The sequence below is a fragment of the Deinococcus multiflagellatus genome (assembly GCF_020166415.1).
Lineage (GTDB): Bacteria > Deinococcota > Deinococci > Deinococcales > Deinococcaceae > Deinococcus > Deinococcus multiflagellatus.
The window spans coordinates 106499-118727 of sequence record NZ_JAIQXV010000012.1; the positions used below are offsets into that span (position 1 = coordinate 106499).

Here is a 12229-nt window from a genome sequence, read left to right on the forward strand (position 1 = left end):
GGTATCCGGGCCCTCCTGTGTGGTCGTCTAAAGGAGGAGATGGCCTTACATCCTCTGGTCACGACCGAAGTGGGGGACACCGAGCGGACTCTGCTGGCTGTGGTGCGCCCAGACGAAGATCCGGAGCGGTTTCCTCTGGCGTTCGGTCACCTGCCCCGGCGAGAGCGGCAGGCCGCGCTGCGTGTCGTTCTCGACCTGGCGCAGGCGGCTCTTCCGGTGGCCCGGGTGGCGACCCCACTGGATTTTAGCTGGCCTGCGGCCCTGGCCGCAGATGAACTGACCTACTTCCTGGAGTTGGATGCACCGGTCAAGGTCACTCGGCAACGGGTTGAGCAGGCACGGAAGCAGGGCTATGACGGGCTGGATCCCTGGCTGCTGGCCCAGGAAGTCGCGGAGGTGGACGGCGCGCTGAGCGCCGCCGAGGTGACTCGGCGCGGTGGTCCCTGGGCCCACGCGTTATCCCTGACACAGGCGCTGGCCGCGCGGACAGAAGCCTTCAAGAGTCAGCGTGTCTGCACTGCAGATCATCCGTATGCCGGGCTTTGGGTGCCTCCCCTGTTGAGCTGCTGCTTTTCGCCAGAGTCTGGAACGGGGGCAGCCCTTGCAGGCGCCCTGAATGACGACTATCACCGGGCCATGGAGACGGGTGAGTTTGGGATCACGGTGGCCTATGACCTGCGCACGAGTGCGGGGCGGGACGCCACCGTCCAACTGGTCGGTCAGGCCGATGACCTGAGGCTGGCCATCTTGGCCATTGCGGAAGTGCTCCTGTGGGCCGGCGCGGAGATTGGCGACTGATGCTGCAGGCCACGCTCGGTCACCACTGGCTCGCAACCTGTTCGCCACGGCAATTGAAGATGGCCGTCCGCATGGGTCTTGCTCCCCTCTCTTCCTTTACCGATCAGTTTGAAGAAGAGGGCCGGCACTTGGCTGTGGTGCGCGCGCCCACCCATCGGGAGCGTGTCTACCATGCTGGGCATTTGCCTCAGGCGCGCCGACAGGCGTATCTGACGTTGAGTTTTGCGCTTCAACAGGCCTGTCTCCCGGTGCTGCACCTCACCACGATGCGCACCTTGCACGATCAACTTCTCTGGATGTCTGAGGTCCGGGACGAAGCCGGTGACGAGGCCAACGACCATGTCGAACGCCTGTGGCGGCTGTACGAAGAAGACGTGAGTGCCCGCCTCCCTCACCGCCTGACCCAGCGGGAGCAGCAGGCGAAGGCCTGCATCGCCAAGATCGCAGCCCTGACCGCCCCGCTCCACGTGCCTCTTCAAGGGTGGGAGCACTACCACGATGACTACAGTGAGTGCCTGCAGGCTTTTGCGGTGCTTTCGCCAGCAGCGACGCCTGAAGACCAGGCGGCCTTTGAAGACCTCCATGAGGAGTACGGGCAGATGCTGTGGCTGACTGGCGAAGACCCACAGCCGCTGGCGGTCTATCTGCTGTCTGACCGCAAGGAGCGGGCCCTCTATCAGCATGCCGAGCGCATTACGCCCCGCGTCGTTTCCCTGTGCCGGCGCGCGTTGCATGACTTGGTCCCCCTGGGAGCCGCGAGACTGCCCGACGCCGGACACGCGGATGATCCAAGCGCACAAGCCCGGCCCTGAGTGGTGACAAAAGGCTGGCTGTTGCAGACCAAACCGGCCCGGTCCGGGCTGGACTACCCGGTAGTCCATGCCCGGGATCCACGAGTGGCCGATCAAAGATCGGCCCAGTTCCTGTCATGTTGAGTGGTCCTCTTCCCGCTGCCCTTCGCCCCCGCGCGGGGGCCCGCAGTCCATCGGCCGCCCTGCGCGCCTGTGGCTGGCCAGAAGGCACCTGCCGCGCACCCTACACGGCCCTTGACGCCCAGCGAGAAGGCGGCGTCCTGGTGGCCCGCGCCACCGAGCCCACCGAACTCAACCTGACCTGCACCGTTCGCCGCCTGCATGCGCTCTTGCCGGGTCTGGCGGCCTGGGTTCTGCAAGACCTGCACACTGCTTTCGCCCGGACCTGTCTGCTCGCCACGCCGCAGTGGGCCGACGCGCTGATTCCGGAGCTTTACCGGCAAAGCCCACGGGCCCGCCGGGATCTCTACCGCCTCAGGCATCCGGAACACCGCCGCGCCCGCGTGCGCTTCACCGAGGTGGCGATACACCGCGAAGGGTACGTGACCTCAGCCTCGCCCCGACTCAGTTGGGGGCGCTGGCTGACCGCCTCGCCTTGGCCGGTTCAGGACACGGCGCCCTGCGCCGTCCTGGCCCATCAGTGGCCCGAGCTCGCCGCCCTGCTTCACGAAGCGCACGCGGACCGGCCGCCCACAGGCGTGAGCGCGGTTCAGGCGCCTTATCCCGCGTTGTACCTGCATTATTGGCCGGGCGACGGTGAGGACACCCCCACCCTGGCCCATGAACTCACCGAACACCTGACGCAAACCTGGCGCTACCACGACGGATCGTTCGCTGTTCTGGAGACCCGTCACAACGGCCAAGCCCGCGCCTACCAGCGGGTGTGGCGGCACCACCAGAGTCTGATTGCAGAACTGGTCCCTCTCCTGTCTTCGTCCTGACCAGAGTGGCCGGGGGGACGCGGGGCGCCCCCCGGCCCACGTCGGGGCATGACCGCTTCCACCCGCTCAGCCCTCACATCTCAGGACGCCCTCGCACAGTTCACGATGACGCTTACCCCCCGGCTACTCCTGGGCTTCTACACCGATCCTCAGGGCCAGGCGCACGTGTACAAACACGACTGCGTGCCCACCCGCCAGGGTCAATTTGAAGTCGGCGCCGCCCGCCCCGGCACAGCTGAGGATCTGAACACGCTGCGCGGCCTCCTGGACGTGCACAGCGACGCCCTGCTGCATGAACATGTTCTTCAGCACACCGCCACCCAGAGCGTCTGGTGGGTCCCGGCTGGCCCCCAACTGCTCTTTTTCCGCAGTCAGGCCAATGCCGAACTCAACGCCCTGAGCGGCCGCACCTTTCCCCAGCCGCCGCTGCTGATGATCGCGCGCCGACACATCCTGTGGGTCTTCGCACTTATGGAGAACGTGCGCCCGACCCTGGACACCCCCCTGTTCCGGGCACCCTATCTCAACATGTTCGGAGAGGGGCAGCTGTGTATGGGCAGCGTGACGTTGCCGGCGACGTTCAACCCCGCCGATCCCCACGCCCATACCCAGCGCTTTTTCGAGAGCCACTTCAACGGCGCCAACACCCTGACCTGGCGCACGGGGACCCACGCTCAGCTCTGGCAGTCGGCGGCAGAACAGGGGCATTTCCCCCCCGACCAACTGGTGCCGGAACCCACCATTCAGACCCTGGCCAGCGCGCTGGCCAAAGGAGGCCGCCGGTGAATCACCACCTGAAATTCGATCCGTTCACGTTGTTACATGTCACGGTCGTGGGGGCGGGCGGCACCGGCTCTCACCTGGTGGTTCTGCTCACGGAACTGCATAAGTGCATTCAGGCGCTGGGCGGGCAAGGGCTGATGGTGACCGTCTTTGACCCGGACGAGGTCAGCGAGACCAACGTGCTGCGCCAGAACTACCACCGGCAGGACATTGGCCGCAACAAGGCCGTGACACTGGTCTCGCGGATCAATCTGGCCTGCGGCACCGGCTGGTTGGCCCGGCCCAGCATCTACACCGGCAGCGAGCTGGTGGTCCGTGGGCAGTACAGTGCCGCCACGCCGCACATCCTGTTCACCTGCACCGACCAGAACGCGGCGCGTCGTCAAATTGGCGCGGCCTTTGGGCGCTCAGGCAAAGGGTACTGGATCGACACCGGCAACACCCGCACCACCGGGCAAGTGCTGCTCAGTGAACCGACCAGCAAAGAGCCCCACCTGCCCAGTCCACTGAAAGAATATGGCGAGCTGCTGGCTGACGACGATCAGGACGCCCCCAGCTGCAGCGCCTTGGAAGCCCTGACGCGTCAGGATCTGATGGTCAACCGCGAAGTGGCAGTCAAGGCTGCAGGCCTGCTGTGGCGGCTACTGCGAAACGGCGCAGTCAATCACCGGGGCCTGATCGTCAACGTGCAAGACGGCATCACGCTGCCCAAACCTATCGAAGCGGGCATGGTGCCGGCGTACGCCGCGCCCCCGGTAGGCCTGATTCCAGTCGAAGTGCCGCCCCCTGCCCCTGTTCCGGCGCCGAAGCGGCGCGCCAGTCGGCGCCGGGCCACGCCCCCAGGGGCCGCCGCGTGACCGGCCTGCGCACGGCCCAATTCCGAATCCGGCGGCAGCAGATGGCCGGCAACCGGCTCGTCGGCCGCGCCCAGTTGATCGACCTTGCCATCTTCGACTACGGCAACGGCACGCTGGAACTGGATGACGGAAGTACGTTTCGGGTTGTGGATGGGCGGTACATCGACAATGGAGACGCGCTTGTGCCTGGGGCCGGATTCGTCTACGGCCGCGACGACGAATACACTGGCACGGTGGTGGCCCAGTTGACCCCCTGGACGTCAGCCGACACCTGACCAGAGTGGCCGGACCGGGGGTCCGGCCCACCGCCTGGTATGTCCACTGCGCCCCGTCTGCCCTCGGCCCCCCGCCCCCGCGCCGCCGGCGCCCCTCAAGCGGCACCCACGGTGCAGCCCGGCCCAGTCGTCCATTCGGCGCCCTCACCCGGCACGGTCCCGGCGTCAGCCGCCCGCGCGGCCGTGAGCCTCCCTGAGCCTGGCCCGCCCCGGCCCAGCGCCGCAGGTGGCCTGGCGCGCACCAACGCCCCCGTACAGACCGGCTTCATGCACGAGGTGGATGTCGAGCGTCTGTGCCCGACCCCGCTGCGGGGCGACGAGCACCTGCAGTGGCTGCGCGAGGAATTCCTCGCCAAGACGCCGGTGTTTGACGCCATTCACGAGCTGATCCGGCGGGTGATGCAGGGCGAGCACATTCTCCTGAGAGGCCCAGATGACCTGACGCGCAACGTGGACTTGGCGCTGCGCGCCACCCTGCGGCTGACCCACCAGATCGAGGCGCGCACCCTCTGGACCCACACGAGTGACCAGCTGCTGGCGCTGAGCGGCCACGTCAAAGCCACCCTGATCCTGGGCGGCCGCCCCGGCACCACCTACACGCTGGCCTTTGACGGCCCCCAGGTCACGGTCCAGACCACCGAAGGGCCCCGGATCTCGACACGCGAGCAGCTGGCCGGCATCCTGCGGGGCAGCTACTTCGCCGACGTCCAGGTGCTGGCATGAAGCGGGTTCGGCCAGCGCCCGCGCTGGGGGTGGTGGCCCGGCCCAGCGGGCCAGGTCGTCAGTACCGCAGCAGAAACCTGGAAGCGGACGTGGTAGGGGAGACCGTGACCCTGCGCGCCGCTGGCCATGAAGTGACGGTGCGGGCCCCAGGCCGCACGGACCGGGAACGCATTGAGGGCGCACTGCTTGGGGCGCCAGTTCACGGCCGAATCCTGAGGCGCGCCGCGAGTACCCGCGCCCGCATTCTGCAGCTGCGCGATCAGCAGGGCCGGCCAGTCTGACTTGCCCAGCGCACCAGCGCCCCAGGAGCGTGCCTCATGGCGTCCTCGTCTGTCCGTATTCCCGCTTTTGATGGCGTGCGGGGCCTGCTCGCGGTCGGCGTGGTGTTCAGCCATGTCGTGGCCCTGACGGCCCTGCCCTGGGGCCCTGGCCCCGTGCACACGCCGCTGCAGGCCGCCGTCTGGGCCCTGGGCGCTCCAGCGGTCGACACTTTTTTCGTACTGAGCGGCTGGGTGGTGGCCCTGAGTTTCCAGCGCCGCCCCGACTTCTGGCCCTACCTGCGTGCGCGGCTGCGCCGCCTGGCGCCGCTGGGCTTTCTGGGCGTGCTGCTGGGGCTGCTGGTCGCCCGGCCCCTGGCCCAGGCGCTGCCGGATGACCTGGCCCCCTTCGGCCTGCTGCACGCCCTGACCCTTCCCCTGACGGCCGCCGACTGGCGCGGCGCCCTGAGCCTCGGCCTGGGCGGCTGGTATGACGCCGAGCGCCTCAATGCACCGCTATGGACCCTGGCCCTGGAACTCTACGCCAGTGTGCTGCTGCCGGCGATGGTGGCCCTGGTGGGGCGCATCGGCTGGGCGGCCTGGCCCCTCAGTCTGCCCCTCAGCATCGGGGCGGGCCTGCTGTTCTGGCCGCTGCAACTGCTCCCCCTCTTTGTGTTGGGCGTCTGTCTGGCCTTGCGGCCGCTCACCCTGTCGCCCGGTCGGCTGGTGGCCACCGGCACGCTCGGTCTGATGGTCCTGCTCTCCCGATTTGTGCTGCCCACCGACGAGCACCTGTACCGCTGGGTGTCTGGCCTGGGCGCGGCGGGCGTGCTGCTCGCCGCCCAGGGGTTGCGTCCACGGCTCCTGCTGACCCCGTGGGCGCAGTGGCTCGGCGAGCGCAGCTTTGCCCTCTATATCACCCACCTGCCGGTGCTGGTCGCGGCCGTCTGGCTCCTGTGGCCGGTGGTGGGCGTCACACGGGCCGCGCTGATCGGCGTTCCCGTCAGTGTGCTGGCCGCTCACCTGACGCACCTGTGGGTGGACCGCCCCTGTTCTTCCCCTCTTCATCTTGCCCGGCGCACCAGCGCCCCTGGAGCCTAAGTCATGACCACCGCCACCCACGACACCTGCGCTGATCCGCCGCCCATGGCCCCCGCCGCCCCTCAGCAGCTGGCCGAGGAGCTGCGCCGCCAAGCCGACGCAGACCGGAATCAGGCCGCGCAGCTTGACCTGCAGGCTGCGGCCCTCTACGCGACCCTGGGGCGCCAGCCGGAGCCCCGCTACACCGCCCAGAACCGCGTGGCCTACCACCTGATCGAAGGCGCCGCGCAGCTGCGCCAGCTCGCCCAGACCCGCCTGACCCTGGCCGCCCACCTCGACACCCTCTCGCCCACATCACAGGAGCCCTCATGACCCGAATTGCCCCCCGCTGGTGGCCCGCTCTCGCCATTCTGATGACCGCCTGCACCGGCGCGCCAGAGGTGCCGGTCCCCACCTCCCTGCAGCTTCAGCCGGTGTCCACCCTGCGCGTCGGGGAGAGCCTGACCCTGGGCGCCGAGGTCCGCGACCAATGGGGGCAGGTGATGGCTATGCCCGTCACCTGGACCAGCAGTCAGCCGCAGCTGGCCGCCGTGCAGGGCCAGACGGTCACCGCCAGCCGCCTGACGCCAACAGATCGGCCCCTCACGCTGACCGCCACGGTGGGGACCATGCAGGCCACCATGCCACTCACCACCACTGGCCTGGAAGTGACCCTGGGCACCTACGCCCTGAGTGGGCAGGCCACGCTGGGCACGGCCGTGTTCGCCCGGTTCCGGCCGGAACCGGGGGGCGCCGTGCCGAACAGCGCCGTCACCTTCACGGCGCCGGATGGGCAGGCGGTGCTGACCGATCTGGTACGGCTGGGCGCGGCCGACGAGGTGAGTTCAGCCTGGGCCTACAGTGCCCAGACGCCACCTCAATCCGGTACCTACCGCGCCAGCTTGGGCGGCAGCGGCGTGGCCTACCGCGCCGCCGATGAGGTGGACGCGGCCTTCAAGGCGCCTTTTGCTGCTGCGGCGTCAGTCACCATCCACCCAGACCGCACCTACGAGGTCCAGGCTGACCTGACCGGGCAACCCGTGGTGCTGGCCACCGCCTTCAACCAGGCGGCGCGTTTCTTCGGTCAGGCCACGGCCAACGAACTGCCGAAGAGGGGCACCGTGTCACTGGCGCCCGGCACCTACTCGACGGGCGTGTTTACCCTGCCGCTGAAACTGGGCGCTGTGCCCTTTGCGACACCAACGCCCCTCACCTTCAACCTGACCTACCAGGGTACGGGGGCGGTGACGCTGCCATGAACGCCGCTGACCACGCCGGCCCGGCCACTGCTGAGCGCCTGCCTGCTGCAGCGACCGCCACGCGCCCACCTCTGCCGGTGGTGGTGCTGATCGGCGGCGAGGAGCATTCAGGTCGGCTGGGGCCCGACGGGCACGTGGCGCTCGAACAGGGGCGCGCCCTCTTCGAGCGCCACAGCACCGTCACCCCAGCACAGCGGCGCAGCCTGCAGGCGCTGAACGCCCTGCTGGACTGGGCCCCCGAAGAGCGGACCGGCGAATTGCGCCTGGTCGACCAGGTGCCAGCAGCGATCAACCGCGCCCTGCTGGACGGCGTCCTGTTGGACTGGACCACAGGGGTCGAAGCAGCGGCCTGGGTGCTGTGTGACCTGCCGGGGGCGCAAATGTATCAGGACGAGGCCGTGCTGGTCGTGACCGTTGCTCTGGCGACCGCGTGGCCTGCACTGCATGCACGCCGGGCAGATCTGGAACTGGCCACCCTGGGCAGCGCGCTTCTGGACGCTGACCATCCGGTGCTCGCCGATCTGAGCCCCGCCACGCGGCGTCAGGTTGACCGTGCCCTGGCGGCGCTGGGGCGCTGGGTCCGGGTGCAGGACCTGCGCCAGTGGCTGGCGCAGCCCCAGGACAGAGTGCTGTGACGGCGCCGCGCTGTTCGCCTGGGCACATGCGTCCACGACCGGCCCGGGCGTATGTCAAGCTCAGCCTGTGTCCCCCAGTGATCACGACGCCCGGAACCGCGAGTTGATTCAGTGGTTGCGGGCGGCCTGGGACGAGATGACCAGTGCCGAACCGATCCATGACGGCCTGGCGCCAGGCGCCGACGGGCCAGCGGAGTCAGGCCGCGAGACGACGACCGAGTCTTCATCCTGAGCAACAGGGCAGGTTCTCCGCAGCAGCGGCGGCCTGGATTCCTCCGCCACAACATCTTTTTCCCCGGCCCAAGAACAGGGGGCAGGGCCTGATGGTCTCCGGCGCGGCCGGGTGAACACAGGCGCTTGTCCCCTTCCGGCCCCTTCAGGAGACTGTGCCTTATGGACGAGCATCCCCCCATCACCCCCCACCTCGCCCGCGTACTGATCGGCCTTCACCTCGCGCAGGCCTTTCCTCTCCAGCCTCAGTTGCATCTGGCCCAACTGGCCCTGCATATCGTGGATACGGCCGAGGCGCTGCGCGGCCCGCTGGCCCAGGCCACTGGCGCCCAGCTGCGCTACCAGATGGATCCTGAGGACGGCACCCTGCACGTGGTGGCCCACGCTGTGGACCTGCAGCGGGCCGGGTCCGCGGGCGTCAGCGCCACGCACCTGGGCCACCTGCTGATCCAGGCGGACTACGTCCAGATGGGCAGCGACATTGATCTGCGCCGCAACCTGTACGCGATTGCGTACCGGGCGCAACTGGCACAGTCGGGTGAGCCGGCCGAAGCGAGTTTCGGTCTGGCGGTGGAACTGGCCAACAATGCGGTGCGGCAAGAGCCCCTGCTGCCGCTGCACCTCAACTAGCGTGGCCAGCGACGCGACCAGTTCGCACCTCCGGGTTCTCCCTCAGGGTCAGTTCGCGCCGATGTCCACCGCGGAGCGTCTCGTGGCACTTGAGGGGTTCTTGCGCCGATACGTTGACTGTCAGCGGCCATTGCTGCGCGCCCTGAAGGCGGAATTCGGCGACCGCCCAACAATTCGGGACGCCCTGTCCGCCTGTGATCACGACCTGAGTCAACTGTCCATGCACCTGCTGCGCACCACGATGATCGGTCCGCCGGTGGACCCGTGAGCCGGGCTGCCTCCAGCTGGTGTGGAGATCCTGACCAGCGCCGGGCTGAACCGGCTGGCGGTGGCAAAACAGGGAGCGCCGCAGCGGCACCTGGCCTCTGGACCGCCACGGCATCAGACCCGGCCCTCGACTCGACAGACGACCTCGTCCGTGGCATCGTGCACCGGACCGGGTTGGGTGAAGGGGTGGCCCAGATGATCGTCGACCTGGTGCTGGATCACCTGCGCCGGGCCCTGCTGGCCCGGCACCGGGTGCAGCTGGCGCCTCTGGGCGTGTGGCGGGTCCAGCCCCGGATGCCCGCCACCACCTGGGTGGACGGACAGCGGACCGTCACGCCGCGGCCGGATGTGGTGTCGTTCCGCCCAGCGCCCCGGTTGACGGCCCAGGTGAACAGGGACGAGTCCGGGCCTGACGGACCCGCCTGACCAGGGCTTCACCTGGACGTCCCAGGCCTGCTACAGTGCCGCTGGAACCTCATCCTCTGCCTCACGCCGGGGCCGAACAGGATTGCAGCGCATACCGCCCATCCACCGTCAACACGGCTCACCTCCAGGGGCGTGCAACCAATACCGGCGTGGCACGCTCGACAGGGAAGACCCATGTTGACGCTCAAAATGCACGCCGCCCTCGCCACGGCCGTCCAGGCTTATGCGCCCCGCTTCCTGGGCACCAGCACCCAGCGCACGACGGCCCTCAACGCCGCGGCCCAGCTGCTCGGCTACCGGGACCACCGCACCGCCCTTCACGAGCTCGAAGCCGGCGACGAGCCGAACTTGACGGGGGCGATTCGTGGTCAGACCTATCTCGCGCGCGCCGAGCAGGCACTTGCCCATGTGTGCCGGCAGGGGGGTGTCTCAGACAGCCCCACGCCAGCAGACGGGGCGGCGTTCGCCCAGGAGATGCTGGTGGCCTACAACCTGGCGCTCTGGCAGCAACTCGGCATCAATGAAGAGGCGCTGTGGGCCCTGGCTGAACAGGGCCGCAGCACCGTGGTCGCTGATCCCAGACCATGGGTCAGTGCCGCGTTGCAGCGGGGGCTGGCCCAGATCATGGGGGAACTTCACAGCTTGAATTTTGGCACGATGGATCACCACAACTTCTACACGGTGGTTGGTCGCCGGCAACTCACGGGGTTTGCCCAGGAGCGGAAGATCAGGACATTCGAAGGCGCTGAGTTCTGGTACTACAAAACGGTACCCAACTTGTTTTTCCAGGCTCGTGTTGACCACTCCACGCCCCGTCTGGCCTTGACCTTCCTCACGCCGGAGCTTGAAGCCGACTACGACGCGTACATGATGCAGATGTGCGACAGCGTGCATGCGGTCTATGCCCTGCCTCCCCAGCAAGCCGCAGTGTCGTGGACCAAGTTGTGCGGCCGGTCGCCTGTCCAGCACGGCTTCACGCTGATTGGCGTGGAGGGAGACCGGTTGACCTTTGAGTGGGTACCGACCCAGTAAGGTCGGAAGCCACTGGCGTGGCCACCGTCCTGCGCATTCCTGCCGCGCCCCTGTTTCCGTCGTCGGTATGACAGCCCTCAGGGCCTGTCGTCTGGCCGCTCTGGTTCGGGCGTCCGGCTGACCCGCGCCCGAATGCACGTCGCGCGCAGGCCCCGGCGCGCCAGGGTCCAGGTGCCCAGCCCGAAGTACGCAGTGGTCTCCTCGATCAGTGCCCAGGGCACTGGCTCCAGATCGACCGGCTCGCCCGACACCGCGTGGGCGCCCAGCCCCCAGCGCCGGCCCGTGTCCGTCACGATCAGCACGGCCGCGTCCGGACAGGCTCCTTCCCAGGCGTCAGTCAAGCGGCGCAGCGTGGCCTGATGCTGCGCCAGCGTTCCCGGTTCGACCCGCACAATGTCAAACATGCTGGGCGCCCCGGCATCTGATCAGCCCCTGGTCCAGGGCCAGCAGGGCGGCGGCCGCCGGCACCAGGTACGCGTGCCACCGCCCCTCACGTTCACCGGTCACATGCATCGGGAGCTGCGGGGCGAACCACCGCGTGTGGCCTGAGCCCGGCGAGCGCGGCCCGTCGTGCCAGATCCGGGCCAGGGCGTCCGGGCCCTGCTGTGCCACCACCGCCGCAAAAAAGGCCCGGCACTCGGCCTCATCCCCGTACCAGCGGCCTGGGCGCCGCTTGTGCCCCCTCGGGACGGGCCAGGCCGCCGTCACCGGGGGAAGGGCGGGGGGCCAGGGGGCCATCTGGTCAGTGGATGGCAGCGGCCGCAGCGACATGGGCGGGCAGAGGCGGCGCCTCAGGCAGGTCGGCGGGCACAAACAGGTGCAGGTGCGGCCGCACGCCTTCTGGCGCCAGAATGGCCAGGACCTGCGTGGTGTGCCAGCCCCGCAGCGGACCGGCGCTGACCGGGTCAAACGTGGGGTGTTCCAGATAGATCGCCGCGAGCGGCCACAGCTGCTCCAGGGCCACATGGGGGCAACTGGCGGGCAGGTTCAGGGACGCCACGTCGGTGCACCAGAGGGATTCGTCCTCCAGCTGGGTCTGCACCACCAGCAGCGCGTGGGTGCTGGGCAGGGCGTCCAGCCAGCGCCGCGCCGCGTCCAGCACCTCGTCCGGGTAGGGTGCGAGCGCCAGGTCGCCCGGCTGGCCACTCGTCAGGCTCACAGGATGAACCCCCACCTGCGTGCCGACCCGGTTGCTCCAGCTGAGGGCACAGGGGTGGACCGGC

At 68.7% G+C, this 12229-nt stretch carries 20 protein-coding genes; 17 read left to right on the forward strand and 3 right to left on the reverse strand.

Annotation, left to right across the window (positions count from 1 at the left end; genetic code table 11):
• Positions 1-39: 39 nt before the first annotated feature.
• From K7W41_RS14485 to K7W41_RS14565, 17 genes are all read left to right on the forward strand, one after another.
• Positions 40-798, forward strand: a complete 759-nt coding sequence (locus tag K7W41_RS14485; RefSeq protein ID WP_224609907.1) for a hypothetical protein — start codon at positions 40-42, stop codon at positions 796-798.
• Positions 798-1610: a hypothetical protein gene (locus K7W41_RS14490; protein ID WP_224609909.1), complete on the forward strand. Its 813-nt coding sequence runs from the start codon at positions 798-800 to the stop codon at positions 1608-1610. Before K7W41_RS14485 ends, K7W41_RS14490 begins: the two co-directional genes overlap by 1 nt.
• Positions 1611-1873: 263 nt before the next feature.
• Positions 1874-2551, forward strand: coding sequence for a hypothetical protein (locus K7W41_RS14495; RefSeq protein WP_224609912.1), 678 nt, complete (start codon positions 1874-1876; stop codon positions 2549-2551).
• A 105-nt stretch (positions 2552-2656) separates the two neighbouring features.
• Positions 2657-3337 carry a hypothetical protein gene (locus K7W41_RS14500; RefSeq protein ID WP_224609914.1) on the forward strand — a complete coding sequence of 227 codons (681 nt, stop codon included), beginning with the start codon at positions 2657-2659 and terminating at the stop codon, positions 3335-3337.
• Complete coding sequence (locus K7W41_RS14505; protein ID WP_224609916.1) at positions 3334-4191, forward strand: PRTRC system ThiF family protein; 858 nt, start codon at positions 3334-3336, stop codon at positions 4189-4191. The genes K7W41_RS14500 and K7W41_RS14505 overlap by 4 nt, the downstream gene beginning before the upstream one ends.
• Entirely contained in the window at positions 4188-4466 is a 279-nt protein-coding gene (locus tag K7W41_RS14510; RefSeq protein WP_224609918.1) for a hypothetical protein, read from the forward strand. The genes K7W41_RS14505 and K7W41_RS14510 overlap by 4 nt, the downstream gene beginning before the upstream one ends.
• A 39-nt stretch (positions 4467-4505) precedes the next feature.
• A complete protein-coding gene (locus tag K7W41_RS14515; RefSeq protein WP_224609920.1) occupies positions 4506-5189 on the forward strand; it encodes a hypothetical protein in 684 nt (227 codons plus the stop codon).
• Positions 5186-5470 (forward strand): hypothetical protein, encoded by a 285-nt coding sequence (locus tag K7W41_RS14520; protein WP_224609922.1) that lies wholly within the window; start codon positions 5186-5188, stop codon positions 5468-5470. Before K7W41_RS14515 ends, K7W41_RS14520 begins: the two co-directional genes overlap by 4 nt.
• Positions 5471-5506: 36 nt before the next feature.
• Positions 5507-6547, forward strand: a complete 1041-nt coding sequence (locus K7W41_RS14525) for an acyltransferase family protein (protein WP_224609924.1) — start codon at positions 5507-5509, stop codon at positions 6545-6547.
• Positions 6548-6550: 3 nt separating this feature from the next.
• Positions 6551-6859: a hypothetical protein gene (locus K7W41_RS14530; protein WP_224609926.1), complete on the forward strand. Its 309-nt coding sequence runs from the start codon at positions 6551-6553 to the stop codon at positions 6857-6859.
• Positions 6856-7785 (forward strand): hypothetical protein, encoded by a 930-nt coding sequence (locus tag K7W41_RS14535; RefSeq protein WP_224609928.1) that lies wholly within the window; start codon positions 6856-6858, stop codon positions 7783-7785. The genes K7W41_RS14530 and K7W41_RS14535 overlap by 4 nt, the downstream gene beginning before the upstream one ends.
• On the forward strand, positions 7782-8420 hold the full coding sequence (locus tag K7W41_RS14540; protein ID WP_224609930.1) for a hypothetical protein: 639 nt from the start codon (positions 7782-7784) through the stop codon (positions 8418-8420). Before K7W41_RS14535 ends, K7W41_RS14540 begins: the two co-directional genes overlap by 4 nt.
• Positions 8421-8487: 67 nt before the next feature.
• Entirely contained in the window at positions 8488-8652 is a 165-nt protein-coding gene (locus K7W41_RS14545; protein ID WP_224609933.1) for a hypothetical protein, read from the forward strand.
• Between the two features lie 161 nt (positions 8653-8813).
• Positions 8814-9281 carry a hypothetical protein gene (locus K7W41_RS14550; protein ID WP_224609935.1) on the forward strand — a complete coding sequence of 156 codons (468 nt, stop codon included), beginning with the start codon at positions 8814-8816 and terminating at the stop codon, positions 9279-9281.
• 100 nt (positions 9282-9381) lie between these two features.
• Positions 9382-9549 (forward strand): hypothetical protein, encoded by a 168-nt coding sequence (locus K7W41_RS14555; protein ID WP_224609936.1) that lies wholly within the window; start codon positions 9382-9384, stop codon positions 9547-9549.
• On the forward strand, positions 9546-9974 hold the full coding sequence (locus K7W41_RS23715; RefSeq protein ID WP_224609938.1) for an HU family DNA-binding protein: 429 nt from the start codon (positions 9546-9548) through the stop codon (positions 9972-9974). The genes K7W41_RS14555 and K7W41_RS23715 overlap by 4 nt, the downstream gene beginning before the upstream one ends.
• Before the next feature lie 174 nt (positions 9975-10148).
• Entirely contained in the window at positions 10149-11006 is an 858-nt protein-coding gene (locus tag K7W41_RS14565) for a hypothetical protein (RefSeq protein ID WP_224609941.1), read from the forward strand.
• Positions 11007-11083: 77 nt separating this feature from the next.
• Here K7W41_RS14565 and K7W41_RS14570 read toward each other — a convergent pair whose 3' ends face one another.
• The 3 genes from K7W41_RS14570 to K7W41_RS14580 are packed head-to-tail and all read right to left on the reverse strand — an operon-like array spanning position 11084 to position 12165.
• Positions 11084-11410: a hypothetical protein gene (locus K7W41_RS14570; RefSeq protein WP_224609943.1), complete on the reverse strand. Its 327-nt coding sequence runs from the start codon at positions 11408-11410 to the stop codon at positions 11084-11086.
• Positions 11403-11744 (reverse strand): hypothetical protein, encoded by a 342-nt coding sequence (locus tag K7W41_RS14575; protein WP_224609945.1) that lies wholly within the window; start codon positions 11742-11744, stop codon positions 11403-11405. The genes K7W41_RS14570 and K7W41_RS14575 overlap by 8 nt, the downstream gene beginning before the upstream one ends.
• Positions 11745-11748: 4 nt before the next feature.
• The gene (locus tag K7W41_RS14580; protein ID WP_224609947.1) at positions 11749-12165 is read right to left on the reverse strand and encodes a hypothetical protein; all 417 of its coding nucleotides are present in this window, start codon (positions 12163-12165) and stop codon (positions 11749-11751) included.
• Positions 12166-12229: the final 64 nt, after the last annotated feature.